Genomic DNA, 22,800 nt, shown 5'->3' with positions numbered 1-22,800 from the left:
CCGTTACCGCTAGGCGCACCTGCCCCGCAGTCCCACCAGCGCCGAGAGGCGTTGACCCGCCCGCCAAACCATTCGTGCCGGAGTCTGCTAGTGTCCTGAGTCATTAATTCGTGTGCAGTAGTGGGCGATGGAGTCGAGGATCTGGTCAGCGGTCTTGACCCACACGTAGGGGCGGGGGTTGTCGTTCCAGGTCTCGATCCACGCTCTGATGTCGGCATTGAGTGCTCGTACGGTGCGGTGGGTGGAGCGTTGGAGTTTCTTGGTGGTCAGTTCGGCGAACCAGCGTTCGACGAGGTTCATCCAGGATGAGCTGGTGGGGGTGAAGTGGACAACAAACCGCGGGTGCGCGGTCAGCCATCGCTTGACCGCGGGTGTCTTGTGGGTGGAGGCATTGTCCATGACCAGGTGGACGTCGAGCTCGTCGGGTACCTCGGCGTCGATCTTGCGGAGGAATCCGATGAATTCCGTTGCGCGATGCCGTGAGTGAAGCGAACCGATGACTTTGCCCGACGCGATGTCCAACGCCGCGTACAGGCTGGAGGTGCCGTTGCGCACGTAGTCGTGGCTGGCCCGTTGCGGGGTGCCCGGGAGCATGGGAAAGATCGGCTGGGTGCGAATCGAGCGCTTGGATCTGGGTCTTCTCGTCAACGCAGGACACCAGGCACGTTCGGGTGGTTCATGTAGAGCCGACGACGTCGCGGACCTTTTCGGTGAACATGGGATCTTTCGACAGCTTCCACGAATCCTGTTTGTGTGGAGCCAATCCGAACGCTCTCCATACACGCGAAACAGTTGACTGCGACATGTCGAGATGCTCAGCCATCGACCGAGTCGACAGTGTGTCGCATTCTTCGGAGTGGTCTCGAGAGTTGCGGTGATCAGGTCTTTGATCTGCTCGTCGCCGACGGTTCGAGGTCGCCCGGGCCGGGTTCGTCGAGCAACCCTCGCAGCGGTGCTCGACGAACCGGCCTCGCCATCGCCGCACGGTACCTCGGTTGAGCCGAGTCGTTGTGCCACTTCGTATTCGACCGCCATCTCGGCAGCGAGAACGATTCGTGATCGCATCGCAAACCCGAGGCCGTCGTTCGCCGACGCGCCACCCTTCGAGCTCACGGCGCTCGTCATCGGTCAGAACAATATCCACTGCTCGCGGACCCCGGGTTGCCATTCCCAGTCTATCAACCGAATGACAATTAATGACTCAGGACACTAGACCACCACCGCCGCCGTTCCCCGGCAGGGATGTGGTGGGTGAATAGCCGAACGATGTCGAGATCCCACCCTGCCCTGGGGTCGTGGTGATATGGGTGCCGAAACTGGACGGATTGCCATTCGTGCCAACGACGTAAGGCGTACTCGAATCCACTGATTCGGGGTCGAGTTGCTGGAAAATGTATCCACCGCCGAGGCCGCCAGCTGCGCGGTGGTGGTACTGGAGGTGCCGTCCGAACCGTTCTTCCCACATCCGATGAGACCCACGATCAGTTCGGTGATGTTTTCAGGTTTCGTCCACGTACCCGACGTGACCTTGGTTTCCACGTTGTAGCCGTTGAGGACGGCGTCAGCGATGGCCTGGATCGTGTACTGAACCTCTTGCGGATCACCAACCGAACCGCCACCAAACCAGCCATTGAAAATGCCGTTGATGATCGACGCAATGTTCGCCGTCGCCGCATGAGCCAACAACCGGATCACATCAACCGGCTCACCCATATGCTTAAACTTCGGATTGAACTGGTTGTACGCGTAGTCATCCCAGAACGCCTGATCCGCATTCGCGAACTGCGACAGGCCTGACGTGGCACCGTTCGGGCGGTTCGCGGGCAGGAAGTATTTGCCCGGTACACCAGCACCGGGCTGATCTGGAGCTGTAATGGCTAACTCACCCTTCGATCATGCGGGCCAACCGCTTAGCGTGGCCACCACCGTCGTAGTCCGTGGAATGCGCAGTGCCGAGATAGTTGCGGATGTCCTCCCCCGCACGCGCGAAATCGGGCCAGCGGAACGGATTCCACCACGGCTGCGCCACCGCCAGACGTTCAGCGGTCTTGAACGCCCAGGCGCGGGCGGCCTCGGGTGTGCGCACCGACATCCACCCGGTTAGGTCGGCGACCGTGCGCAGCGGTGAACCTAGCGGCAGGTCGGCGATCGGATCACCCGGCGCCCACTCGGTGAACCGAGGCCGCGGGACGTGCAGCGCCCCGGCGATCCCGGACCGGCCGTGATGCACCGGCGTGTGCGGGTCGCCCAGCGTCGCGACGGCGAGCACCTGATGGCGAGGCCGCCGAGGCAGGATGTCGCGCGCGTACTTCACTGCGACCGCCGCGCCCGCACTGTAGCCGCCGACGACCACGAGTTCGCGGGATTCGGTGACAGCTCGATCCAACGCTGCCGCGCCGATCGCTTTCGACTCCTCATACGACAGGTCGCCCATGCCGGTCGCCGGGCCGAAGTCGGCCGGGTACGGCACATACGTGAACTTCACCTTGCGGGGTCGAGCGCGCGGCGCAGCGCCTCCGACGCGGGGGAGCCGCCGCGGGTGCCCAAGTTCCGTCGACCCAGAGAAGTTCGATCATGACCGTCCTGCCCACCATGCTCGGATCTCGTCGCGCCACACTTGCCATGGCCGGCGGAAGTCGCCTGCCGCCCAACGGTCACGGCGGGTCTTGTACTGCAACACCAGCAGCATCACCAGGAGCGCGAGCATCATCACGGCGCCACCCGAGTACAGGATGAATCGAATCCACGCCCGCCCCGGATAGTCAGTACCCGCCCACACTGACGCCGAGATCTGGAGAAAGACCAGCGACATCAGGGTCGACTTGCCTAGGTAGATGAGTGACACCCGCTCCTTCCACCAGTACTGCCATGCGGCGTAGCAGATGGTGTAGACGGTGGCCAGCACGGCGAGCACCACAAGTGCCCAGTCGGCTATCAGCTCCACTAGTTCAGCCTTCCGAAGATCAGCTCGGCCCAGTGGTTGCGTTCCAACTGGTCACGAAGCTCCCGCTGTACCGGCCGCGCCCGTTCGGCGAGCCGTGCGCTTTCGGACCGGGCTTCTTCGGCCGATCGCGCGTTTCGCTTCGAGCGCGCATCAACTTCGTGCGCGCTCGCCCCCTTGGTCTTGAATCCCCACATCAGTTGGACTCCAAGCTCTCTCGCAGTGCCTTCGACTGGCTCGCGATGAGCTGGCCGGCGACATTCCACTCGGCCATCGTCTGCGCGTTGCGCGCGTTGGTCTCGAGGAGGTCGGCGATGGTCTTGGCGTCGCGCTCGGCCGCGGTCTTGTAGATCGAGATCTCCGATCCCCATACGATCCAGCCACGGGCGAAGGCGATACCGAGCACGAGCGCCATGCCGACGACGACCCCCACCACGCCGATGTCACTCAGCGCGGCGGGGTTCATCCAAGCGCTGGCGCTCGAGGTCACGGTCATCGGCCGAGGTTGACTTCGCGCTCGACGCCGTCAGCGGGAAGCTCAATACCTGCCAACACCTTCGGTGTGACCTGCGGGCGGGTGAACAGGAATCCGAGAGCAATCGTGGAGACCGCGAGGATGGCGCCCTGTTGCTGCTCGCTGAGGTTCAAGCCGAACGCAACGACCAGCGGCACCGCGGTCTGAACGACCGCGACGAGCGCCGGGTACACGCTCTCCTTCACCGAGATCACCACGAGCAGACCGAGCACCGCGTTGACCGCGGCCATGAACACGCCCTGAGTCTCGGTGGGGATGTTGAACCCGAACGTGGTCAGCAGAACCAGGATGGCTGAGACGAGGGAGGTCCAGGCGGCGGGCTCGCGGCCGAGGACAAGACGAGGGGTGGGTACAGACATGACGAGAACTCCTTCTGTGGGTGCGGCTCAGGCCGCGATGAGGTCGACTGCTTCGACGGCCAGCGGGATGCCGGCCGCGTTGACGAGAGTGAGATCCTTCGCGGCGTCGCCGATCTTCTTCACCGCGCCTGAGGGGTCCCACTCGAGGACGCCGTGCTCGAACGCCTGACGCTTGCCGCCCGTGCCGTTCGAGATCTCGTCCGACGTCGGCCAGCCGAGCGGGCCCTTCTCGTAGCCCTCGAGCGCCCAGCGCTGGCCGATGACGCCCTTCACGACGTGGTGGTCCTTGCCGTCCTTGCGGTAGAGCACGCCACCCTGGAACGCCATGACTGCGCCGTCGGCGAGCTTGGTGAAGTCGCGCACCGGGAAGCCGAGTTCGCCGGTCTCCCACTTGCGCTCGGCGTACGCCTCGAACAGGCCGCCGTGCGGGATGGCGTGCGCGCCGGTCGCCGGGTGAAAGTAGATGTGCGCGTTCTCGTACTCGACGAACCGGCCCTTACCGTCGCGGCCGACCTTGCGCTCACCCCCGGCGCCGGGCTTCGCCTTACGGACGCCGACCCACGGATTCTCCTTGGCCTCGAGCTCGATCATGTTCATGACCACGAGCGGCTTATCCGGTGCCTGGAGGAGCCGCTGACGGAACAGCTTCATGTCGAGGTTCCCGGGGTCCCACTTGCCCTGGATCGCGCCGTACTCCTTGTGCGCGACGACCTTGTTCCACGGGTTGCCGAGGCGCTTGTTGATGGCCCGGACGACCTTCAGGTATGCGCCGTACTGGGCCTCCGACCATGCCGCGGTGCCGTTGTGTGCGGCCTCGATGCCGATCGTCACGGCGTTGCCGTTGTTCGCGGGGATGCCCGGCCACGAGCCGGTGCCCGCGTGCCATGCGACGCCGACGCCGCACAGCGTGACAACACCGTTCGGCGCGAGGTGGAGTTGCGACGCGAGCCCGAGAGACGAGTGCTGCGCGATACCCGCGGCGTCTCGCCGAACGAGCCGGTGTGGTGCATGAACGGACCCCAGATAGTGCCGAAGTCGCCGTGCCCGCGTTCGAACGCGCCGGGATAGATGTCAACCTTCAGGCCCTCGGCGCGCAGCACGTCGGGAAGCCAAACGGGATCAGCCATAATTGCCTCCTGTGGGCATGGGTGAATCCCCACACCCGAACGGGTGCAGGGTGAAAAGTTCTGTTGGGTTAGAGAGCTTCGGGGTTGATGCCGGCGTGCGGGGAACCGTCGAACGTTCCATCCGCCTTGCGGCGCTTCACCTCCGCGGCGAACGCCACAGCCTCTGCCTGCACCACCCGCTCCTGCGTATTCGCCTGGCGGGCCTTCATCTCCTCCACCTTCGCCAGATAGTTCTGATGCTCCTCATCAGCCAGCCGGGCGATCCGCTGCTCATACGTTTCATCCGGCTCATGCGAGTCGTAACACCACTTCCCCGCAGCCTTCGACGCCTCCAAGCTGTCCCCCGGTTCATAGTGCTTGATCGAATCCGCCACCAGCCGGACACCGCACTCCACCAGATGGCGGGCAACATCCACCCAATAGTCGGGTCCCATCACCAGCGGGGCACCCACCACACCAGGCAGGCCGATAAACAACACCGACACCGCCTGCGCTTCGGCTTCACGTTCCTCATCGGACATGTCAGCCCACTGCTTGAAAGACACTGTGCCCCCTCTCCGGGGGGCCAAGCCCTACCCGGGAATGTCTAGTACGTAACGGGTCTTTCCGTAATCCCAGATCCGCGGGATCTTGTTCTCCGCCGCGGCCTGCTGCTCGGTCCACGACTCGTCCCACAACAGGTTTGGGTCGTTGCGGAACCGCTTCAGGCGGAACAGGAACTTGTGCACCCGTTCGCCACGGAAGTAGTAGGTGTAATCCGGTCGCAGCTCGCCATCTTTGATGAAACCGCACTGCTCGTACAGGCCTCCGTCAGAGACGGCGTGGTCGGCGAATGTCACCACCCGTTGTGGTTGCATCGCAGCGACAGCGTGCTTCAGCAGCCGCGAATGCCCACCCCGCACGATCACCGAGGTGGCGAACCGCACCAACTCCACCTCAGTCTTGGTGCGCCACTTCATGCACATCACCGCGACCAACTCGCCACCATCGCGCAAACCGAACGCTTCACTCATTGCGGTCGCACCCTGAATGTGGTTGGCCTCGAGGAAGTCGCGGACCTCCACCCGATCTACCGCGGTCACGGTGAGACTGCGCGCATTCAGCCGGCGTTCCTGAGACACGCCCAGCTTGCGGGCGATCATGCGTTGGCAGATGTCCCGGCGGTCACGCCAGTCGTCTTCCCACACAGTCACCATCTGGATGCCCTTGTCGGCGCACCGCTGCCACTTCCGCTGGTGGTAGTGGCGGTCCTTCCCGGCGTCCTCCGAATGCCAGTACAGGCCGTTGAACTCGACCGCGATGTTCTTCGACGGGATGTAGATGTCGAGTTCGTTGGGTGCGATCACCGACCGCGTGCTGGTGACCACGTCGCCGGTGAGCGTCCGCACAAAGTCGGCGACCTCGATTTCGGCTCGAGAAATGTGCTTCGCACAAGCGGGACACCCGTTGCCCCGCCCTCGGTCCTTCGGTGCAGCCCACCACATGTGCCCGTCAGCGCACACCCACTGCAACTTCGTGTTCGACCCCGCCGACGTGACACCAAGGGCGGGGTCCACGAGCTGTCCGCGTAGCTCCTCGCTGAGCGGATTGGCGGTTGCTGCGTTCGCTGCATAGCTGGTGCCGCGGTGTGTGTACGAGCAAGCCTCGCATTGCACCGCCTCGCCCCGGATTCCTTTCGGCGTTCGCGAGAACTCCGTCCCGCAGGTGGAGCAGTTCCACCATGCCGGTTCCGCGGAGCCGCGGCTCACTCCCTCCGGGGTGTGCGGGTTGCGATCTGACCACCAGGCGGCGATCGGATAGTCCGATAGTGGATCTGACTTGGCAGCGGCCCGTGACCGTGCGGACGCCGCACCGGTCTTATCTGAGAGCCGGTAACACCGTGGGCATCCTGAGCCGTTGCTCCGGTTCTTCACCGTCGCCCGCCACTCATGCCCACACGTTCCACACCGCCACGCTGCTTTGTAGTTCGACTTCGCCGACACCGAAGTGTGCGGCTTCTCGTCGATCCACTCACCTTGCAGGTGGACAGCGATCCGGGATGCCGTGGCCGCGTTGCCGCGGTTAACCTCAGCGCCCTGCTTACCAGCACACTTGCGGCACCACTTCCGCAACCGCCGAGACGACTGCGACTCCTGCCACAGATTCCCGCAGGAACGGCACTCCCACCACCCCGACTGGCTGGCCGGCACCTCGAGGTGCCCTCTCCCGTCGTTGAGATCGATCCGCCATTCGGCTACATGCTCTGGGGCTAGTGGTGCTCGCTTATTCGCCACCCCAACAGGATAACCTGCTATCCGAAAGTTTCCGTTAGAACAGGCCGAGCTCCGACGCAGCAGTCGCCAAACCAGCAATCTCACGCATCAAACGAGTCATCGGGTCCTCATCCTCACGCGGACCAAACTCGAGTTCCCACTGCGCAAAATGATCCGCCGACCACTCCAACTTCGCCGACATCACCCGCTCAACATGAATCTCACGGCGCGTATCACCAGCCACCTCAAACGAACCACGATCACCCTTGTAGAGGTGGCCATACCCAGGCCAACCCACCACATACGGAGTCAACGCCGTCACCTTCACCTTGGCGTTCTTCTTCCGCGCCGTCGCCACAATCCCCGCACGAATCGCCATCACCGACGACAGCGTGTACGCCTTCCCCGGCAGGTCAAGGTGATACTCCTTGTAATGCGACGACCCGGACTGCGCAATCCGATGAGGCAACTTCACCGAAATCCACGCCAACACCGTGTCCGTATAAAACGGCTTCAACACCGCATCGATGGCGCCACCTTGCGCGCCAATTCCGTAGCCGCCGATATTCAGGTTGGATGTGACGAGGTCGCCGACCGTCTGGATGCCAGCGCTGATGAGTTCGTTCACTCCGGGGGCTGATTGTCCGCCGGCGTTGATGATGACGCCCTTGGATGGTGTTGTGGTGAATTCGGTTTCGATGCCGGAGTCTGCGGGGAAGTGGACGAACGGGAAGCCTTTGGGGGTGCCGAACATGTCTTGGTAGAACTTTGACGGCCAGGTGGGTGCCCCGTCAGCTCGGTTTCGGCGTCTTCGATGAAGTCGCCGATCAGTTGGCGGATGGTGCGGGTGAAGCCGTCGAAGATGGTGCCGCCGTTGGCTGCGCCTTCCATGTGGCCGGATTTGTCGACGATGTCGACGACCAAGGCTCCGTCCTTGATTCCGGTGAGGAAAGCTCCTGGCCATGGTTCGGGGTCGCCTTTGCGGTAGCGGCGGGTGACCACGGACAGTTCGGCGTCCTTCAGGATCATCTCTGCCCGGTCATGCCACTTCCCCCACCTGGACATGAACAGCGACCACGTTGTGCCGGCGGCCATGTCTTGGAGGAAGGTGGTGGGTTTGATGACGATGTCCCAGTTCGACATGTCCAACCCGTCCAACCAGGTGGAGGGGTTCATGGGGTCGTCTGGGATTTGCCAGATACTCGAGTTGATGCGCCACAGCTGCAGCAGGAGCGCTGTTTTCAGCACCCAGATGGAGGGTCCGGCCAACAGGAAGATGCGGGGGAACTGGAAGATGGCGGGCAGGAACGGATTCGACCAGACGTCGATCCACTTCAGGTTTTCGTAGTCGGTGAGGAATGTGACGTGCAGCATCCGCTGCCCCATCCCATCCTTCTTCACCGTCTTCTCGTCATAGCGGCCCGTGACACGGATACCGTTGTGTTCCACATCGATGTGGAAGAACTCGCCCTCACCACGCTTGATGCGGCCGATGTCGTCGTTCATCCACTGCGCCACCGGATGCTCGAATGGGATCGACAGGGTGATGGAGCCGGTGTCGTTTTCCTTGTCCTCCACCGCCAGGTCAGCAACCTCCAATAGGAGGTGCTGTAGCCGTTGGTGGCCGTCGAAAATGAACACCCCCGGCTGGGTGCGTTGCATCTTCGCCAGACGGCGTTCCTCCGCCGCCGTAACCTCCCAGATCGCTTCACACTTCTCCTGAAGCGTCAGGGTGTCGTAGTCGATTACAGGTGCAGTCATGACAGTCCCGGCATCTCAAGTCCGACAGGGCGAGTCCACAGACGCGGCTGATGCAGCTCAGCCCGGGCACCACCCGCAGGGGCGTTGGTGTAGGAGATCGGCAACAAGGTGGGCGGCGTGTATGGGGGATGTCGTGAATGATCCACTGCCCGTTCATCCGCCCGAGGAAGTTGGAGCCGGTGAACGTCATCGCATGCAGCTTGCGGCGTTCCCGGGTGATCCGCACACCCTGATCGCTCGATGTGATCTCGGGTAGGGCGACCGTCCGCGCCGCGTACGGACCTGACGGGGCGCGCTGCCCCCGCTTGCCACGCCACGACGGATCAGGCAACGTCCACTTCCCGCGCGTCAACACCCACGTCTGCCGCAACGGAGTGTCCGTCGGATTCGACACCAGAATCGTCCCCGACCCCGACGTCCCCGAACCCTCAAACACCGTCACCTCTTTGCCGGAATCCCACAACGGCATCGGCGCCCGCAACTCATACGTGATGTCATAAAACTGCTGCGTGTACGGGTCACGCTGGGTCTTCAACTCGGGAGCTTCCCGAAGCTGCATCGTCAAACGACGCTCACCCGACAGATCCGACCCCACCTCAACCTGAGTGTGCTGAAAGTTGGCATCCCACTCATCCGGCTGGGCTGCGAAATCCATACGGAAATCAGACTCAAGACGCCCGATCTCCGTCTCATCCGACAACGCATCCGACACATAGAAACCGAGGGTCATGTCGCGGGGCAGATACCGCACCCCACCGAACACGACACCCATCTCCGTGTCCTCCACCCACTGCGTTTCCACGGGAGAATCGATGAGACCTTCCACCCCACCCTCACTGAACAATATCTCATGTAACGATGCGTCGGATGAGACGAGATCGGGCGTCTTGAGTCTGATTTCCGTATGGATTTCGCAGCCCAGCCGGATGAGTGGGATGCCAACTTTCACACTCAGGTTGAGGGGGGTCGGAGTCGGGTGAGCGTCGTTTGACGATGCAGCTTCGGAGCTCCCGAGTTGAAGACCAGCGTGACCCGTACACGCAGCAGTTTTATGACATCACGTATGAGTTGCGGGCGCCGATGCCGTTGTGGGATTCCGGCAAAGAGGTGACGGTGTTTGAGGGTTCGGGGACGTCGGGGTCGGGGACGATTCTGGTGTCGAATCCGACGGACACTCCGTTGCGGCAGACGTGGGTGTTGACGCGCGGGAAGTGGACGTTGCCTGATCCGTCGTGGCGTGGCAAGCGGGGGCAGCGCGCCCCGTCAGGTCCGTACGCGGCGCGGACGGTCGCCCTACCCGAGATCACATCGAGCGATCAGGGTGTGCGGATCACCCGGGAACGCCGCAAGCTGCATGCGATGACGTTCACCGGCTCCAACTTCCTCGGGCGGATGAACGGGCAGTGGATCATTCACGACATCCCCCCATACACGCCGCCCACCTTGTTGCCGATCTCCTACACCAACGCCCCTGCGGGTGGTGCCCGGGCTGAGCTGCATCAGCCGCGTCTGTGGACTCGCCCTGTCGGACTTGAGATGCCGGGACTGTCATGACTGCACCTGTAATCGACTACGACACCCTGACGCTTCAGGAGAAGTGTGAAGCGATCTGGGAGGTTACGGCGGCGGAGGAACGCCGTCTGGCGAAGATGCAACGCACCCAGCCGGGGGTGTTCATTTTCGACGGCCACCAACGGCTACAGCACCTCCTATTGGAGGTTGCTGACCTGGCGGTGGAGGACAAGGAAAACGACACCGGCTCCATCACCCTGTCGATCCCATTCGAGCATCCGGTGGCGCAGTGGATGAACGACGACATCGGCCGCATCAAGCGTGGTGAGGGCGAGTTCTTCCACATCGATGTGGAACACAACGGTATCCGTGTCACGGGCCGCTATGACGAGAAGACGGTGAAGAAGGATGGGATGGGGCAGCGGATGCTGCACGTCACATTCCTCACCGACTACGAAAACCTGAAGTGGATCGACGTCTGGTCGAATCCGTTCCTGCCCGCCATCTTCCAGTTCCCCCGCATCTTCCTGTTGGCCGGACCCTCCATCTGGGTGCTGAAAACAGCGCTCCTGCTGCAGCTGTGGCGCATCAACTCGAGTATCTGGCAAATCCCAGACGACCCCATGAACCCCTCCACCTGGTTGGACGGGTTGGACATGTCGAACTGGGACATCGTCATCAAACCCACCACCTTCCTCCAAGACATGGCCGCCGGCACAACGTGGTCGCTGTTCATGTCCAGGTGGGGGAAGTGGCATGACCGGGCAGAGATGATCCTGAAGGACGCCGAACTGTCCGTGGTCACCCGCCGCTACCGCAAAGGCGACCCCGAACCATGGCCAGGAGCTTTCCTCACCGGAATCAAGGACGGAGCCTTGGTCGTCGACATCGTCGACAAATCCGGCCACATGGAAGGCGCAGCCAACGGCGGCACCATCTTCGACGGCTTCACCCGCACCATCCGCCAACTGATCGGCGACTTCATCGAAGACGCCGAAACCGAGCTGACGGGGCACCCACCTGGCCGTCAAAGTTCTACCAAGACATGTTCGGCACCCCCAAAGGCTTCCCGTTCGTCCACTTCCCCGCAGACTCCGGCATCGAAACCGAATTCACCACAACACCATCCAAGGGCGTCATCATCAACGCCGGCGGACAATCAGCCCCCGGAGTGAACGAACTCATCAGCGCTGGCATCCAGACGGTCGGCGACCTCGTCACATCCAACCTGAATATCGGCGGCTACGGAATTGGCGCGCAAGGTGGCGCCATCGATGCGGTGTTGAAGCCGTTTTATACGGACACGGTGTTGGCGTGGATTTCGGTGAAGTTGCCTCATCGGATTGCGCAGTCCGGGTCGTCGCATTACAAGGAGTATCACCTTGACCTGCCGGGGAAGGCGTACACGCTGTCGTCGGTGATGGCGATTCGTGCGGGGATTGTGGCGACGGCGCGGAAGAAGAACGCCAAGGTGAAGGTGACGGCGTTGACTCCGTATGTGGTGGGTTGGCCTGGGTATGGCCACCTCTACAAGGGTGATCGTGGTTCGTTTGAGGTGGCTGGTGATACGCGCCGTGAGATTCATGTTGAGCGGGTGATGTCGGCGAAGTTGGAGTGGTCGGCGGATCATTTTGCGCAGTGGGAACTCGAGTTTGGTCCGCGTGAGGATGAGGACCCGATGACTCGTTTGATGCGTGAGATTGCTGGTTTGGCGACTGCTGCGTCGGAGCTCGGCCTGTTCTAACGGAAACTTTCGGATAGCAGGTTATCCTGTTGGGGTGGCGAATAAGCGAGCACCACTAGCCCCAGAGCATGTAGCCGAATGGCGGATCGATCTCAACGACGGGAGAGGGCACCTCGAGGTGCCGGCCAGCCAGTCGGGGTGGTGGGAGTGCCGTTCCTGCGGGAATCTGTGGCAGGAGTCGCAGTCGTCTCGGCGGTTGCGGAAGTGGTGCCGCAAGTGTGCTGGTAAGCAGGGCGCTGAGGTTAACCGCGGCAACGCGGCCACGGCATCCCGGATCGCTGTCCACCTGCAAGGTGAGTGGATCGACGAGAAGCCGCACACTTCGGTGTCGGCGAAGTCGAACTACAAAGCAGCGTGGCGGTGTGGAACGTGTGGGCATGAGTGGCGGGCGACGGTGAAGAACCGGAGCAACGGCTCAGGATGCCCACGGTGTTACCGGCTCTCAGATAAGACCGGTGCGGCGTCCGCACGGTCACGGGCCGCTGCCAAGTCAGATCCACTATCGGACTATCCGATCGCCGCCTGGTGGTCAGATCGCAACCCGCACACCCCGGAGGGAGTGAGCCGCGGCTCCGCGGAACCGGCATGGTGGAACTGCTCCACCTGCGGGACGGAGTTCTCGCGAACGCCGAAAGGAATCCGGGGCGAGGCGGTGCAATGCGAGGCTTGCTCGTACACACACCGCGGCACCAGCTATGCAGCGAACGCAGCAACCGCCAATCCGCTCAGCGAGGAGCTACGCGGACAGCTCGTGGACCCCGCCCTTGGTGTCACGTCGGCGGGGTCGAACACGAAGTTGCAGTGGGTGTGCGCTGACGGGCACATGTGGTGGGCTGCACCGAAGGACCGAGGGCGGGGCAACGGGTGTCCCGCTTGTGCGAAGCACATTTCTCGAGCCGAAATCGAGGTCGCCGACTTTGTGCGGACGCTCACCGGCGACGTGGTCACCAGCACGCGGTCGGTGATCGCACCCAACGAACTCGACATCTACATCCCGTCGAAGAACATCGCGGTCGAGTTCAACGGCCTGTACTGGCATTCGGAGGACGCCGGGAAGGACCGCCACTACCACCAGCGGAAGTGGCAGCGGTGCGCCGACAAGGGCATCCAGATGGTGACTGTGTGGGAAGACGACTGGCGTGACCGCCGGGACATCTGCCAACGCATGATCGCCCGCAAGCTGGGCGTGTCTCAGGAACGCCGGCTGAATGCGCGCAGTCTCACCGTGACCGCGGTAGATCGGGTGGAGGTCCGCGACTTCCTCGAGGCCAACCACATTCAGGGTGCGACCGCAATGAGTGAAGCGTTCGGTTTGCGCGATGGTGGCGAGTTGGTCGCGGTGATGTGCATGAAGTGGCGCACCAAGACTGAGGTGGAGTTGGTGCGGTTCGCCACCTCGGTGATCGTGCGGGGTGGGCATTCGCGGCTGCTGAAGCACGCTGTCGCTGCGATGCAACCACAACGGGTGGTGACATTCGCCGACCACGCCGTCTCTGACGGAGGCCTGTACGAGCAGTGCGGTTTCATCAAAGATGGCGAGCTGCGACCGGATTACACCTACTACTTCCGTGGCGAACGGGTGCACAAGTTCCTGTTCCGCCTGAAGCGGTTCCGCAACGACCCAAACCTGTTGTGGGACGAGTCGTGGACCGAGCAGCAGGCCGCGGCGGAGAACAAGATCCCGCGGATCTGGGATTACGGAAAGACCCGTTACGTACTAGACATTCCCGGGTAGGGCTTGGCCCCCCGGAGAGGGGGCACAGTGTCTTTCAAGCAGTGGGCTGACATGTCCGATGAGGAACGTGAAGCCGAAGCGCAGGCGGTGTCGGTGTTGTTTATCGGCCTGCCTGGTGTGGTGGGTGCCCCGCTGGTGATGGGACCCGACTATTGGGTGGATGTTGCCCGCCATCTGGTGGAGTGCGGTGTCCGGCTGGTGGCGGATTCGATCAAGCACTATGAACCGGGGGACAGCTTGGAGGCGTCGAAGGCTGCGGGGAAGTGGTGTTACGACTCGCATGAGCCGGATGAAACGTATGAGCAGCGGATCGCCCGGCTGGCTGATGAGGAGCATCAGAACTATCTGGCGAAGGTGGAGGAGATGAAGGCCCGCCAGGCGAATACGCAGGAGCGGGTGGTGCAGGCAGAGGCTGTGGCGTTCGCCGCGGAGGTGAAGCGCCGCAAGGCGGATGGAACGTTCGACGGTTCCCCGCACGCCGGCATCAACCCCGAAGCTCTCTAACCCAACAGAACTTTTCACCCTGCACCCGTTCGGGTGTGGGGATTCACCCATGCCCACAGGAGGCAATTATGGCTGATCCCGTTTGGCTTCCCGACGTGCTGCGCGCCGAGGGCCTGAAGGTTGACATCTATCCCGGCGCGTTCGAACGCGGGCACGGCGACTTCGGCACTATCTGGGGTCCGTTCATGCACCACACCGGCTCGTTCGGCGAGACGCCGCGGGGTATCGCGCAGCACTCGTCTCTCGGGCTCGCGTCGCAACTCCACCTCGCGCCGAACGGTGTTGTCACGCTGTGCGGCGTCGGCGTCGCATGGCACGCGGGCACCGGCTCGTGGCCGGGCATCCCCGCGAACAACGGCAACGCCGTGACGATCGGCATCGAGGCCGCACACAACGGCACCGCGGCATGGTCGGAGGCCCAGTACGGCGCATACCTGAAGGTCGTCCGGGCCATCAACAAGCGCCTCGGCAACCCGTGGAACAAGGTCGTCGCGCACAAGGAGTACGGCGCGATCCAGGGCAAGTGGGACCCCGGGAACCTCGACATGAAGCTGTTCCGTCAGCGGCTCCTCCAGGCACCGGATAAGCCGCTCGTGGTCATGAACATGATCGAGCTCGAGGCCAAGGAGAATCCGTGGGTCGGCGTCCGTAAGGCGAAGCCCGGCGCCGGGGGTGAGCGCAAGGTCGGCCGCGACGGTAAGGGCCGGTTCGTCGAGTACGAGAACGCGCACATCTACTTTCACCCGGCGACCGGCGCGCACGCCATCCCGCACGGCGGCCTGTTCGAGGCGTACGCCGAGCGCAAGTGGGAGACCGGCGAACTCGGCTTCCCGGTGCGCGACTTCACCAAGCTCGCCGACGGCGCAGTCATGGCGTTCCAGGGTGGCGTGCTCTACCGCAAGGACGGCAAGGACCACCACGTCGTGAAGGGCGTCATCGGCCAGCGCTGGGCGCTCGAGGGCTACGAGAAGGGCCCGCTCGGCTGGCCGACGTCGGACGAGATCTCGAACGGCACGGGCGGCAAGCGTCAGGCGTTCGAGCACGGCGTCCTCGAGTGGGACCCCTCAGGCGCGGTGAAGAAGATCGGCGACGCCGCGAAGGATCTCACTCTCGTCAACGCGGCCGGCATCCCGCTGGCCGTCGAAGCAGTCGACCTCATCGCGGCCTGAGCCGCACCCACAGAAGGAGTTCTCGTCATGTCTGTACCCACCCCTCGTCTTGTCCTCGGCCGCGAGCCCGCCGCCTGGACCTCCCTCGTCTCAGCCATCCTGGTTCTGCTGACCACGTTCGGGTTCAACATCCCCACCGAGACTCAGGGCGTGTTCATGGCCGCGGTCAACGCGGTGCTCGGTCTGCTCGTGGTGATCTCGGTGAAGGAGAGCGTGTACCCGGCGCTCGTCGCGGTCGTTCAGACCGCGGTGCCGCTGGTCGTTGCGTTCGGCTTGAACCTCAGCGAGCAGCAACAGGGCGCCATCCTCGCGGTCTCCACGATTGCTCTCGGATTCCTGTTCACCCGCCCGCAGGTCACACCGAAGGTGTTGGCAGGTATTGAGCTTCCCGCTGACGGCGTCGAGCGCGAAGTCAACCTCGGCCGATGACCGTGACCTCGAGCGCCAGCGCTTGGATGAACCCCGCCGCGCTGAGTGACATCGGCGTGGTGGGGGTCGTCGTCGGCATGGCGCTCGTGCTCGGTATCGCCTTCGCCCGTGGCTGGATCGTATGGGGATCGGAGATCTCGATCTACAAGACCGCGGCCGAGCGCGACGCCAAGACCATCGCCGACCTCCTCGAGACCAACGCGCGCAACGCGCAGACGATGGCCGAGTGGAATGTCGCCGGCCAGCTCATCGCGAGCCAGTCGAAGGCACTGCGAGAGAGCTTGGAGTCCAACTGATGTGGGGATTCAAGACCAAGGGGGCGAGCGCGCACGAAGTTGATGCGCGCTCGAAGCGAAACGCGCGATCGGCCGAAGAAGCCCGGTCCGAAAGCGCACGGCTCGCCGAACGGGCGCGGCCGGTACAGCGGGAGCTTCGTGACCAGTTGGAACGCAACCACTGGGCCGAGCTGATCTTCGGAAGGCTGAACTAGTGGAGCTGATAGCCGACTGGGCACTTGTGGTGCTCGCCGTGCTGGCCACCGTCTACACCATCTGCTACGCCGCATGGCAGTACTGGTGGAAGGAGCGGTGTCACTCATCTACCTAGGCAAGTCGACCCTGATGTCGCTGGTCTTTCTCCAGATCTCGGCGTCAGTGTGGGCGGGTACTGACTATCCGGGGCGGGCGTGGATTCGATTCATCCTGTACTCGGGTGGCGCCGTGATGATGCTCGCGCTCCTGGTGATGCTGCTGGTGTTGCAGTACAAGACCCGCCGTGACCGTTGGGCGGCAGGCGACTTCCGCCGGCCATGGCAAGTGTGGCGCGACGAGATCCGAGCATGGTGGGCAGGACGGTCATGATCGAACTTCTCTGGGTCGACGGAACTTGGGCACCCGCGGCGGCTCCCCCGCGTCGGAGGCGCTGCGCCGCGCGCTCGACCCCCGCAAGGTGAAGTTCACGTATGTGCCGTACCCGGCCGACTTCGGCCCGGCGACCGGCATGGGCGACCTGTCGTATGAGGAGTCGAAAGCGATCGGCGCGGCAGCGTTGGATCGAGCTGTCACCGAATCCCGCGAACTCGTGGTCGTCGCGGCACGTGGGCGCGGCGGCAGTGGTCGCGCGGCGCTGCCTTGCTCGGCGTCGCGACGTCACGCCAGCGGCATCCCGGATCGCTCACGACGCGGTCGGCCCTATGCCGACTGCGCTGAGCACCGCCACAAGTGCCCAGTCGGCTATCATATCAGCTCCACTAGTTCAGCCTTCCGAAGATCAGCTCGGCCCAGTGGTTGCGTTCCAACTGGTCACGAAGCTCCCGCTGTACCGGCCGCGCCCGTTCGGCGAGCCGTGCGCTTTCGGACCGGGCTTCTTCGGCCGATCGCGCGTTTCGCTTCGAGCGCGCATCAACTTCGTGCGCGCTCGCCCCCTTGGTCTTGAATCCCCACATCAGTTGGACTCCAAGCTCTCTCGCAGTGCCTTCGACTGGCTCGCGATGAGCTGGCCGGCGACATTCCACTCGGCCATCGTCTGCGCGTTGCGCGCGTTGGTCTCGAGGAGGTCGGCGATGGTCTTGGCGTCGCGCTCGGCCGCGGTCTTGTAGATCGAGATCTCCGATCCCCATACGATCCAGCCACGGGCGAAGGCGATACCGAGCACGAGCGCCATGCCGACGACGACCCCCACCACGCCGATGTCACTCAGCGCGGCGGGGTTCATCCAAGCGCTGGCGCTCGAGGTCACGGTCATCGGCCGAGGTTGACTTCGCGCTCGACGCCGTCAGCGGGAAGCTCAATACCTGCCAACACCTTCGGTGTGACCTGCGGGCGGGTGAACAGGAATCCGAGAGCAATCGTGGAGACCGCGAGGATGGCGCCCTGTTGCTGCTCGCTGAGGTTCAAGCCGAACGCAACGACCAGCGGCACCGCGGTCTGAACGACCGCGACGAGCGCCGGGTACACGCTCTCCTTCACCGAGATCACCACGAGCAGACCGAGCACCGCGTTGACCGCGGCCATGAACACGCCCTGAGTCTCGGTGGGGATGTTGAACCCGAACGTGGTCAGCAGAACCAGGATGGCTGAGACGAGGGAGGTCCAGGCGGCGGGCTCGCGGCCGAGGACAAGACGAGGGGTGGGTACAGACATGACGAGAACTCCTTCTGTGGGTGCGGCTCAGGCCGCGATGAGGTCGACTGCTTCGACGGCCAGCGGGATGCCGGCCGCGTTGACGAGAGTGAGATCCTTCGCGGCGTCGCCGATCTTCTTCACCGCGCCTGAGGGGTCCCACTCGAGGACGCCGTGCTCGAACGCCTGACGCTTGCCGCCCGTGCCGTTCGAGATCTCGTCCGACGTCGGCCAGCCGAGCGGGCCCTTCTCGTAGCCCTCGAGCGCCCAGCGCTGGCCGATGACGCCCTTCACGACGTGGTGGTCCTTGCCGTCCTTGCGGTAGAGCACGCCACCCTGGAACGCCATGACTGCGCCGTCGGCGAGCTTGGTGAAGTCGCGCACCGGGAAGCCGAGTTCGCCGGTCTCCCACTTGCGCTCGGCGTACGCCTCGAACAGGCCGCCGTGCGGGATGGCGTGCGCGCCGGTCGCCGGGTGAAAGTAGATGTGCGCGTTCTCGTACTCGACGAACCGGCCCTTACCGTCGCGGCCGACCTTGCGCTCACCCCCGGCGCCGGGCTTCGCCTTACGGACGCCGACCCACGGATTCTCCTTGGCCTCGAGCTCGATCATGTTCATGACCACGAGCGGCTTATCCGGTGCCTGGAGGAGCCGCTGACGGAACAGCTTCATGTCGAGGTTCCCGGGTCCCACTTGCCCTGGATCGCGCCGTACTCCTTGTGCGCGACGACCTTGTTCCACGGGTTGCCGAGGCGCTTGTTGATGGCCCGGACGACCTTCAGGTATGCGCCGTACTGGGCCTCCGACCATGCCGCGGTGCCGTTGTGTGCGGCCTCGATGCCGATCGTCACGGCGTTGCCGTTGTTCGCGGGGATGCCCGGCCACGAGCCGGTGCCCGCGTGCCATGCGACGCCGACGCCGCACAGCGTGACAACACCGTTCGGCGCGAGGTGGAGTTGCGACGCGAGCCCGAGAGACGAGTGCTGCGCGATACCCGCGGCGTCTCGCCGAACGAGCCGGTGTGGTGCATGAACGGACCCCAGATAGTGCCGAAGTCGCCGTGCCCGCGTTCGAACGCGCCGGGATAGATGTCAACCTTCAGGCCCTCGGCGCGCAGCACGTCGGGAAGCCAAACGGGATCAGCCATAATTGCCTCCTGTGGGCATGGGTGAATCCCCACACCCGAACGGGTGCAGGGTGAAAAGTTCTGTTGGGTTAGAGAGCTTCGGGTTGATGCCGGCGTGCGGGAACCGTCGAACGTTCCATCCGCCTTGCGGCGCTTCACCTCCGCGGCGAACGCCACAGCCTCTGCCTGCACCACCCGCTCCTGCGTATTCGCCTGGCGGGCCTTCATCTCCTCCACCTTCGCCAGATAGTTCTGATGCTCCTCATCAGCCAGCCGGGCGATCCGCTGCTCATACGTTTCATCCGGCTCATGCGAGTCGTAACACCACTTCCCCGCAGCCTTCGACGCCTCCAAGCTGTCCCCGGTTCATAGTGCTTGATCGAATCCGCCACCAGCCGGACACCGCACTCCACCAGATGGCGGGCAACATCCACCCAATAGTCGGGTCCCATCACCAGCGGGGCACCCACCACACCAGGCAGGCCGATAAACAACACCGACACCGCCTGCGCTTCGGCTTCACGTTCCTCATCGGACATGTCAGCCCACTGCTTGAAAGACACTGTGCCCCTCTCCGGGGGCCAAGCCCTACCCGGGAATGTCTAGTACGTAACGGGTCTTTCCGTAATCCCAGATCCGCGGGATCTTGTTCTCCGCCGCGGCCTGCTGCTCGGTCCACGACTCGTCCCACAACAGGTTTGGGTCGTTGCGGAACCGCTTCAGGCGGAACAGGAACTTGTGCACCCGTTCGCCACGGAAGTAGTAGGTGTAATCCGGTCGCAGCTCGCCATCTTTGATGAAACCGCACTGCTCGTACAGGCCTCCGTCAGAGACGGCGTGGTCGGCGAATGTCACCACCCGTTGTGGTTGCATCGCAGCGACAGCGTGCTTCAGCAGCCGCGAATGCCCACCCCGCACGATCACCGAGGTGGCGAACCGCACCAACTCCACCTCAGTCTTGGTGCGCCACTTCATGCACATCACCGCGACCAACTCGCCACCATCGCGCAAACCGAACGCTTCACTCATTGCGGTCGCACCCTGAATGTGGTTGGCCTCGAGGAAGTCGCGGACCTCCACCCGATCTACCGCGGTCACGGTGAGACTGCGCGCATTCAGCCGGCGTTCCTGAGACACGCCCAGCTTGCGGGCGATCATGCGTTGGCAGATGTCCCGGCGGTCACGCCAGTCGTCTTCCCACACAGTCACCATCTGGATGCCCTTGTCGGCGCACCGCTGCCACTTCCGCTGGTGGTAGTGGCGGTCCTTCCCGGCGTCCTCCGAATGCCAGTACAGGCCGTTGAACTCGACCGCGATGTTCTTCGACGGGATGTAGATGTCGAGTTCGTTGGGTGCGATCACCGACCGCGTGCTGGTGACCACGTCGCCGGTGAGCGTCCGCACAAAGTCGGCGACCTCGATTTCGGCTCGAGAAATGTGCTTCGCACAAGCGGGACACCCGTTGCCCGCCCTCGGTCCTTCGGTGCAGCCCACCACATGTGCCCGTCAGCGCACACCCACTGCAACTTCGTGTTCGACCCCGCCGACGTGACACCAAGGGCGGGGTCCACGAGCTGTCCGCGTAGCTCCTCGCTGAGCGGATTGGCGGTTGCTGCGTTCGCTGCATAGCTGGTGCCGCGGTGTGTGTACGAGCAAGCCTCGCATTGCACCGCCTCGCCCCGGATTCCTTTCGGCGTTCGCGAGAACTCCGTCCCGCAGGTGGAGCAGTTCCACCATGCCGGTTCCGCGGAGCCGCGGCTCACTCCCTCCGGGGTGTGCGGGTTGCGATCTGACCACCAGGCGGCGATCGGATAGTCCGATAGTGGATCTGACTTGGCAGCGGCCCGTGACCGTGCGGACGCCGCACCGGTCTTATCTGAGAGCCGGTAACACCGTGGGCATCCTGAGCCGTTGCTCCGGTTCTTCACCGTCGCCCGCCACTCATGCCCACACGTTCCACACCGCCACGCTGCTTTGTAGTTCGACTTCGCCGACACCGAAGTGTGCGGCTTCTCGTCGATCCACTCACCTTGCAGGTGGACAGCGATCCGGGATGCCGTGGCCGCGTTGCCGCGGTTAACCTCAGCGCCCTGCTTACCAGCACACTTGCGGCACCACTTCCGCAACCGCCGAGACGACTGCGACTCCTGCCACAGATTCCCGCAGGAACGGCACTCCCACCACCCCGACTGGCTGGCCGGCACCTCGAGGTGCCCTCTCCCGTCGTTGAGATCGATCCGCCATTCGGCTACATGCTCTGGGGCTAGTGGTGCTCGCTTATTCGCCACCCCAACAGGATAACCTGCTATCCGAAAGTTTCCGTTAGAACAGGCCGAGCTCCGACGCAGCAGTCGCCAAACCAGCAATCTCACGCATCAAACGAGTCATCGGGTCCTCATCCTCACGCGGACCAAACTCGAGTTCCCACTGCGCAAAATGATCCGCCGACCACTCCAACTTCGCCGACATCACCCGCTCAACATGAATCTCACGGCGCGTATCACCAGCCACCTCAAACGAACCACGATCACCCTTGTAGAGGTGGCCATACCCAGGCCAACCCACCACATACGGAGTCAACGCCGTCACCTTCACCTTGGCGTTCTTCTTCCGCGCCGTCGCCACAATCCCGCACGAATCGCCATCACCGACGACAGCGTGTACGCCTTCCCGGCAGGTCAAGGTGATACTCCTTGTAATGCGACGACCGGACTGCGCAATCCGATGAGGCAACTTCACCGAAATCCACGCCAACACCGTGTCCGTATAAAACGGCTTCAACACCGCATCGATGGCGCCACCTTGCGCGCCAATTCCGTAGCCGCGATATTCAGGTTGGATGTGACGAGGTCGCGACCGTCTGGATGCCAGCGCTGATGAGTTCGTTCACTCGGGGCTGATTGTCCGCCGGCGTTGATGATGACGCCTTGGATGTGTTGTGGTGAATTCGGTTTCGATGCCGGAGTCTGCGGGAAGTGGACGAACGGAAGCCTTTGGGGGTGCCGAACATGTCTTGGTAGAACTTTGACGGCCAGGTGGTGCCCCGTCAGCTCGGTTTCGGCGTCTTCGATGAAGTCGCCGATCAGTTGGCGGATGGTGCGGTGAAGCCGTCGAAGATGGTGCCGCCGTTGGCTGCGCCTTCCATGTGGCCGGATTTGTCGACGATGTCGACGACCAAGGCTCCGTCCTTGATTCCGGTGAGAAAGCTCCTGGCCATGGTTCGGGTCGCCTTTGCGGTAGCGGCGGGTGACACGGACAGTTCGGCGTCCTTCAGGATCATCTCTGCCGGTCATGCCACTTCCCCACCTGGACATGAACAGCGACCACGTTGTGCGGCGGCCATGTCTTGGAGGAAGGTGGTGGTTTGATGACGATGTCCCAGTTCGACATGTCCAACCCGTCCAACCAGGTGGAGGGTTCATGGGTCGTCTGGGATTTGCCAGATACTCGAGTTGATGCGCCACAGCTGCAGCAGGAGCGCTGTTT

34 protein-coding genes and 3 pseudogenes are annotated in these 22,800 nt (G+C 63.3%); 11 read left to right on the top strand and 26 right to left on the bottom strand.

The features are described from left to right. Positions 1-87: 87 nt before the first annotated feature. The 15 genes and pseudogenes from BLU62_RS01550 to BLU62_RS01490 all read right to left on the bottom strand — a co-directional run bounded on the left by BLU62_RS01550 (position 88) and on the right by BLU62_RS01490 (position 9,747). Positions 88-1,168 (bottom strand): annotated as a pseudogene (locus BLU62_RS01550) (IS630 family transposase). Between the two features lie 41 nt (positions 1,169-1,209). After that, a complete protein-coding gene (locus BLU62_RS32170; RefSeq protein ID WP_139179935.1) occupies positions 1,210-1,713 on the bottom strand; it encodes a hypothetical protein in 504 nt (167 codons plus the stop codon). A 169-nt stretch (positions 1,714-1,882) separates the two neighbouring features. Beyond that, on the bottom strand, positions 1,883-2,485 hold the full coding sequence (locus tag BLU62_RS01545) for a PE-PPE domain-containing protein (protein ID WP_074848107.1): 603 nt from the start codon (positions 2,483-2,485) through the stop codon (positions 1,883-1,885). Positions 2,486-2,572: 87 nt separating this feature from the next. After that, the gene (locus BLU62_RS01540; protein ID WP_074847981.1) at positions 2,573-2,944 is read right to left on the bottom strand and encodes a putative phage holin; all 372 of its coding nucleotides are present in this window, start codon (positions 2,942-2,944) and stop codon (positions 2,573-2,575) included. Further along, positions 2,944-3,138 (bottom strand): DUF7620 family protein, encoded by a 195-nt coding sequence (locus BLU62_RS01535; RefSeq protein ID WP_074847979.1) that lies wholly within the window; start codon positions 3,136-3,138, stop codon positions 2,944-2,946. The genes BLU62_RS01540 and BLU62_RS01535 overlap by 1 nt, the downstream gene beginning before the upstream one ends. Next, positions 3,138-3,437: a hypothetical protein gene (locus BLU62_RS01530; protein ID WP_074847977.1), complete on the bottom strand. Its 300-nt coding sequence runs from the start codon at positions 3,435-3,437 to the stop codon at positions 3,138-3,140. Before BLU62_RS01530 ends, BLU62_RS01535 begins: the two co-directional genes overlap by 1 nt. Continuing rightward, on the bottom strand, positions 3,434-3,835 hold the full coding sequence (locus tag BLU62_RS01525) for a hypothetical protein (protein WP_074847976.1): 402 nt from the start codon (positions 3,833-3,835) through the stop codon (positions 3,434-3,436). Before BLU62_RS01525 ends, BLU62_RS01530 begins: the two co-directional genes overlap by 4 nt. A 27-nt stretch (positions 3,836-3,862) precedes the next feature. Then, the gene (locus BLU62_RS01520; RefSeq protein WP_244278021.1) at positions 3,863-4,741 is read right to left on the bottom strand and encodes a peptidoglycan recognition protein family protein; all 879 of its coding nucleotides are present in this window, start codon (positions 4,739-4,741) and stop codon (positions 3,863-3,865) included. After that, positions 4,663-4,962 (bottom strand): hypothetical protein, encoded by a 300-nt coding sequence (locus BLU62_RS35045; RefSeq protein WP_244278019.1) that lies wholly within the window; start codon positions 4,960-4,962, stop codon positions 4,663-4,665. Before BLU62_RS35045 ends, BLU62_RS01520 begins: the two co-directional genes overlap by 79 nt. 68 nt (positions 4,963-5,030) lie before the next feature. Next, entirely contained in the window at positions 5,031-5,507 is a 477-nt protein-coding gene (locus BLU62_RS01510) for a phage gene 29 protein family protein (protein ID WP_074848090.1), read from the bottom strand. 27 nt (positions 5,508-5,534) lie between these two features. Next, on the bottom strand, positions 5,535-6,350 hold the full coding sequence (locus BLU62_RS33390; RefSeq protein WP_074848080.1) for a PDDEXK family nuclease: 816 nt from the start codon (positions 6,348-6,350) through the stop codon (positions 5,535-5,537). A 45-nt stretch (positions 6,351-6,395) separates the two neighbouring features. Then, positions 6,396-7,151: pseudogene (locus tag BLU62_RS34690) on the bottom strand (zinc-ribbon domain-containing protein); the annotation flags it as partial. Between the two features lie 118 nt (positions 7,152-7,269). After that, complete coding sequence (locus BLU62_RS01500) at positions 7,270-7,914, bottom strand: Gp37-like protein (RefSeq protein ID WP_483099054.1); 645 nt, start codon at positions 7,912-7,914, stop codon at positions 7,270-7,272. Continuing rightward, positions 7,839-8,975: a Gp37-like protein gene (locus BLU62_RS01495; RefSeq protein WP_074848094.1), complete on the bottom strand. Its 1,137-nt coding sequence runs from the start codon at positions 8,973-8,975 to the stop codon at positions 7,839-7,841. Before BLU62_RS01495 ends, BLU62_RS01500 begins: the two co-directional genes overlap by 76 nt. Continuing rightward, positions 8,923-9,747 carry a hypothetical protein gene (locus BLU62_RS01490; RefSeq protein WP_139179934.1) on the bottom strand — a complete coding sequence of 275 codons (825 nt, stop codon included), beginning with the start codon at positions 9,745-9,747 and terminating at the stop codon, positions 8,923-8,925. Before BLU62_RS01490 ends, BLU62_RS01495 begins: the two co-directional genes overlap by 53 nt. Before the next feature lie 221 nt (positions 9,748-9,968). Here BLU62_RS01490 and BLU62_RS01485 point away from each other — a divergent pair, with 221 nt between their 5' ends. The 11 genes and pseudogenes from BLU62_RS01485 (at position 9,969) to BLU62_RS01440 (ending at position 16,928) form a co-directional block, all read left to right on the top strand. Next, complete coding sequence (locus tag BLU62_RS01485) at positions 9,969-10,529, top strand: hypothetical protein (protein ID WP_074848095.1); 561 nt, start codon at positions 9,969-9,971, stop codon at positions 10,527-10,529. Further along, on the top strand, positions 10,526-11,662 hold the full coding sequence (locus tag BLU62_RS01480; protein ID WP_074848094.1) for a Gp37-like protein: 1,137 nt from the start codon (positions 10,526-10,528) through the stop codon (positions 11,660-11,662). Before BLU62_RS01485 ends, BLU62_RS01480 begins: the two co-directional genes overlap by 4 nt. Beyond that, on the top strand, positions 11,587-12,231 hold the full coding sequence (locus tag BLU62_RS32720) for a Gp37-like protein (protein ID WP_483099054.1): 645 nt from the start codon (positions 11,587-11,589) through the stop codon (positions 12,229-12,231). The genes BLU62_RS01480 and BLU62_RS32720 overlap by 76 nt, the downstream gene beginning before the upstream one ends. After that, positions 12,182-13,105 (top strand): annotated as a pseudogene (locus BLU62_RS34685) (zinc-ribbon domain-containing protein); the annotation flags it as partial. The gene BLU62_RS32720 and the pseudogene BLU62_RS34685, both read left to right, overlap by 50 nt. Positions 13,106-13,150: 45 nt before the next feature. Then, positions 13,151-13,966: a PDDEXK family nuclease gene (locus tag BLU62_RS33385; protein ID WP_074848080.1), complete on the top strand. Its 816-nt coding sequence runs from the start codon at positions 13,151-13,153 to the stop codon at positions 13,964-13,966. Positions 13,967-13,993: 27 nt separating this feature from the next. Beyond that, entirely contained in the window at positions 13,994-14,470 is a 477-nt protein-coding gene (locus tag BLU62_RS01465) for a phage gene 29 protein family protein (RefSeq protein WP_074848090.1), read from the top strand. Between the two features lie 68 nt (positions 14,471-14,538). Continuing rightward, the gene (locus BLU62_RS01460; RefSeq protein WP_074847974.1) at positions 14,539-15,639 is read left to right on the top strand and encodes a peptidoglycan recognition protein family protein; all 1,101 of its coding nucleotides are present in this window, start codon (positions 14,539-14,541) and stop codon (positions 15,637-15,639) included. A 27-nt stretch (positions 15,640-15,666) separates the two neighbouring features. Continuing rightward, positions 15,667-16,068 (top strand): hypothetical protein, encoded by a 402-nt coding sequence (locus BLU62_RS01455; protein ID WP_074847976.1) that lies wholly within the window; start codon positions 15,667-15,669, stop codon positions 16,066-16,068. Further along, a complete protein-coding gene (locus BLU62_RS01450; protein WP_074847977.1) occupies positions 16,065-16,364 on the top strand; it encodes a hypothetical protein in 300 nt (99 codons plus the stop codon). The genes BLU62_RS01455 and BLU62_RS01450 overlap by 4 nt, the downstream gene beginning before the upstream one ends. After that, positions 16,364-16,558 (top strand): DUF7620 family protein, encoded by a 195-nt coding sequence (locus BLU62_RS01445; RefSeq protein WP_074847979.1) that lies wholly within the window; start codon positions 16,364-16,366, stop codon positions 16,556-16,558. The genes BLU62_RS01450 and BLU62_RS01445 overlap by 1 nt, the downstream gene beginning before the upstream one ends. A 73-nt stretch (positions 16,559-16,631) precedes the next feature. After that, positions 16,632-16,928: a putative phage holin gene (locus BLU62_RS01440; protein ID WP_074848088.1), complete on the top strand. Its 297-nt coding sequence runs from the start codon at positions 16,632-16,634 to the stop codon at positions 16,926-16,928. Between the two features lie 389 nt (positions 16,929-17,317). Here the strand turns inward: BLU62_RS01440 and BLU62_RS01435 are convergent, their stop codons facing one another. The 11 genes from BLU62_RS01435 to BLU62_RS34215 form a co-directional block, all read right to left on the bottom strand. After that, entirely contained in the window at positions 17,318-17,512 is a 195-nt protein-coding gene (locus BLU62_RS01435; protein ID WP_074847979.1) for a DUF7620 family protein, read from the bottom strand. Then, positions 17,512-17,811 carry a hypothetical protein gene (locus BLU62_RS01430; protein ID WP_074847977.1) on the bottom strand — a complete coding sequence of 100 codons (300 nt, stop codon included), beginning with the start codon at positions 17,809-17,811 and terminating at the stop codon, positions 17,512-17,514. Before BLU62_RS01430 ends, BLU62_RS01435 begins: the two co-directional genes overlap by 1 nt. Next, the gene (locus tag BLU62_RS01425) at positions 17,808-18,209 is read right to left on the bottom strand and encodes a hypothetical protein (RefSeq protein ID WP_074847976.1); all 402 of its coding nucleotides are present in this window, start codon (positions 18,207-18,209) and stop codon (positions 17,808-17,810) included. The genes BLU62_RS01430 and BLU62_RS01425 overlap by 4 nt, the downstream gene beginning before the upstream one ends. 27 nt (positions 18,210-18,236) lie before the next feature. Then, positions 18,237-18,860 (bottom strand): LGFP repeat-containing protein, encoded by a 624-nt coding sequence (locus BLU62_RS33380; protein ID WP_074848086.1) that lies wholly within the window; start codon positions 18,858-18,860, stop codon positions 18,237-18,239. After that, on the bottom strand, positions 18,857-19,114 hold the full coding sequence (locus tag BLU62_RS33375) for a peptidoglycan recognition protein family protein (protein WP_244278020.1): 258 nt from the start codon (positions 19,112-19,114) through the stop codon (positions 18,857-18,859). Before BLU62_RS33375 ends, BLU62_RS33380 begins: the two co-directional genes overlap by 4 nt. After that, on the bottom strand, positions 19,036-19,335 hold the full coding sequence (locus BLU62_RS35040) for a hypothetical protein (RefSeq protein WP_244278019.1): 300 nt from the start codon (positions 19,333-19,335) through the stop codon (positions 19,036-19,038). The genes BLU62_RS33375 and BLU62_RS35040 overlap by 79 nt, the downstream gene beginning before the upstream one ends. A 203-nt stretch (positions 19,336-19,538) precedes the next feature. Beyond that, the gene (locus tag BLU62_RS33135; RefSeq protein WP_139179933.1) at positions 19,539-19,877 is read right to left on the bottom strand and encodes a phage gene 29 protein family protein; all 339 of its coding nucleotides are present in this window, start codon (positions 19,875-19,877) and stop codon (positions 19,539-19,541) included. 25 nt (positions 19,878-19,902) lie between these two features. After that, on the bottom strand, positions 19,903-20,718 hold the full coding sequence (locus tag BLU62_RS01405) for a PDDEXK family nuclease (protein WP_074848080.1): 816 nt from the start codon (positions 20,716-20,718) through the stop codon (positions 19,903-19,905). Next, positions 20,673-21,518: a zinc-ribbon domain-containing protein gene (locus BLU62_RS34680; protein WP_074848078.1), complete on the bottom strand. Its 846-nt coding sequence runs from the start codon at positions 21,516-21,518 to the stop codon at positions 20,673-20,675. Before BLU62_RS34680 ends, BLU62_RS01405 begins: the two co-directional genes overlap by 46 nt. A 118-nt stretch (positions 21,519-21,636) precedes the next feature. Continuing rightward, positions 21,637-22,098, bottom strand: coding sequence for a Gp37-like protein (locus BLU62_RS01395; protein WP_074848077.1), 462 nt, complete (start codon positions 22,096-22,098; stop codon positions 21,637-21,639). A gap of 298 nt (positions 22,099-22,396) precedes the next feature. Beyond that, positions 22,397-22,531, bottom strand: coding sequence for a hypothetical protein (locus BLU62_RS34215; RefSeq protein WP_280141506.1), 135 nt, complete (start codon positions 22,529-22,531; stop codon positions 22,397-22,399). Between the last annotated feature and the right edge of the window lie 269 nt (positions 22,532-22,800).

It is taken from the genome of Gordonia westfalica, from assembly GCF_900105725.1.
GTDB classification, from domain to species: domain Bacteria; phylum Actinomycetota; class Actinomycetes; order Mycobacteriales; family Mycobacteriaceae; genus Gordonia; species Gordonia westfalica.
This window is presented reverse-complemented; position numbering and strand designations above follow the sequence as displayed.

What these genes read in the sequence shown, in the direction of transcription:
- BLU62_RS33380 (WP_074848086.1), bottom strand. Translation starts at nt 18,860, where the DNA reads ATGAAGCTGTTCCGTCAGCGGCTCCTCCAGGCACCGGATAAGCCGCTC.
- BLU62_RS01455 (WP_074847976.1), top strand. Translation starts at nt 15,667, where the DNA reads ATGTCTGTACCCACCCCTCGTCTTGTCCTCGGCCGCGAGCCCGCCGCC.
- BLU62_RS01450 (WP_074847977.1), top strand. Translation starts at nt 16,065, where the DNA reads ATGACCGTGACCTCGAGCGCCAGCGCTTGGATGAACCCCGCCGCGCTG.
- BLU62_RS01430 (WP_074847977.1), bottom strand. Translation starts at nt 17,811, where the DNA reads ATGACCGTGACCTCGAGCGCCAGCGCTTGGATGAACCCCGCCGCGCTG.
- BLU62_RS32170 (WP_139179935.1), bottom strand. Translation starts at nt 1,713, where the DNA reads ATGGGTGAGCCGGTTGATGTGATCCGGTTGTTGGCTCATGCGGCGACG.
- BLU62_RS01445 (WP_074847979.1), top strand. Translation starts at nt 16,364, where the DNA reads ATGTGGGGATTCAAGACCAAGGGGGCGAGCGCGCACGAAGTTGATGCG.
- BLU62_RS01485 (WP_074848095.1), top strand. Translation starts at nt 9,969, where the DNA reads ATGCAGCTTCGGAGCTCCCGAGTTGAAGACCAGCGTGACCCGTACACG.
- BLU62_RS01495 (WP_074848094.1), bottom strand. Translation starts at nt 8,975, where the DNA reads ATGACTGCACCTGTAATCGACTACGACACCCTGACGCTTCAGGAGAAG.
- BLU62_RS01530 (WP_074847977.1), bottom strand. Translation starts at nt 3,437, where the DNA reads ATGACCGTGACCTCGAGCGCCAGCGCTTGGATGAACCCCGCCGCGCTG.
- BLU62_RS01440 (WP_074848088.1), top strand. Translation starts at nt 16,632, where the DNA reads ATGGCAGTACTGGTGGAAGGAGCGGTGTCACTCATCTACCTAGGCAAG.
- BLU62_RS01490 (WP_139179934.1), bottom strand. Translation starts at nt 9,747, where the DNA reads ATGGGTGTCGTGTTCGGTGGGGTGCGGTATCTGCCCCGCGACATGACC.
- BLU62_RS35045 (WP_244278019.1), bottom strand. Translation starts at nt 4,962, where the DNA reads ATGGCTGATCCCGTTTGGCTTCCCGACGTGCTGCGCGCCGAGGGCCTG.
- BLU62_RS35040 (WP_244278019.1), bottom strand. Translation starts at nt 19,335, where the DNA reads ATGGCTGATCCCGTTTGGCTTCCCGACGTGCTGCGCGCCGAGGGCCTG.
- BLU62_RS01425 (WP_074847976.1), bottom strand. Translation starts at nt 18,209, where the DNA reads ATGTCTGTACCCACCCCTCGTCTTGTCCTCGGCCGCGAGCCCGCCGCC.
- BLU62_RS01480 (WP_074848094.1), top strand. Translation starts at nt 10,526, where the DNA reads ATGACTGCACCTGTAATCGACTACGACACCCTGACGCTTCAGGAGAAG.
- BLU62_RS01435 (WP_074847979.1), bottom strand. Translation starts at nt 17,512, where the DNA reads ATGTGGGGATTCAAGACCAAGGGGGCGAGCGCGCACGAAGTTGATGCG.
- BLU62_RS34215 (WP_280141506.1), bottom strand. Translation starts at nt 22,531, where the DNA reads ATGGCCAGGAGCTTTCTCACCGGAATCAAGGACGGAGCCTTGGTCGTC.
- BLU62_RS01535 (WP_074847979.1), bottom strand. Translation starts at nt 3,138, where the DNA reads ATGTGGGGATTCAAGACCAAGGGGGCGAGCGCGCACGAAGTTGATGCG.
- BLU62_RS01525 (WP_074847976.1), bottom strand. Translation starts at nt 3,835, where the DNA reads ATGTCTGTACCCACCCCTCGTCTTGTCCTCGGCCGCGAGCCCGCCGCC.
- BLU62_RS01460 (WP_074847974.1), top strand. Translation starts at nt 14,539, where the DNA reads ATGGCTGATCCCGTTTGGCTTCCCGACGTGCTGCGCGCCGAGGGCCTG.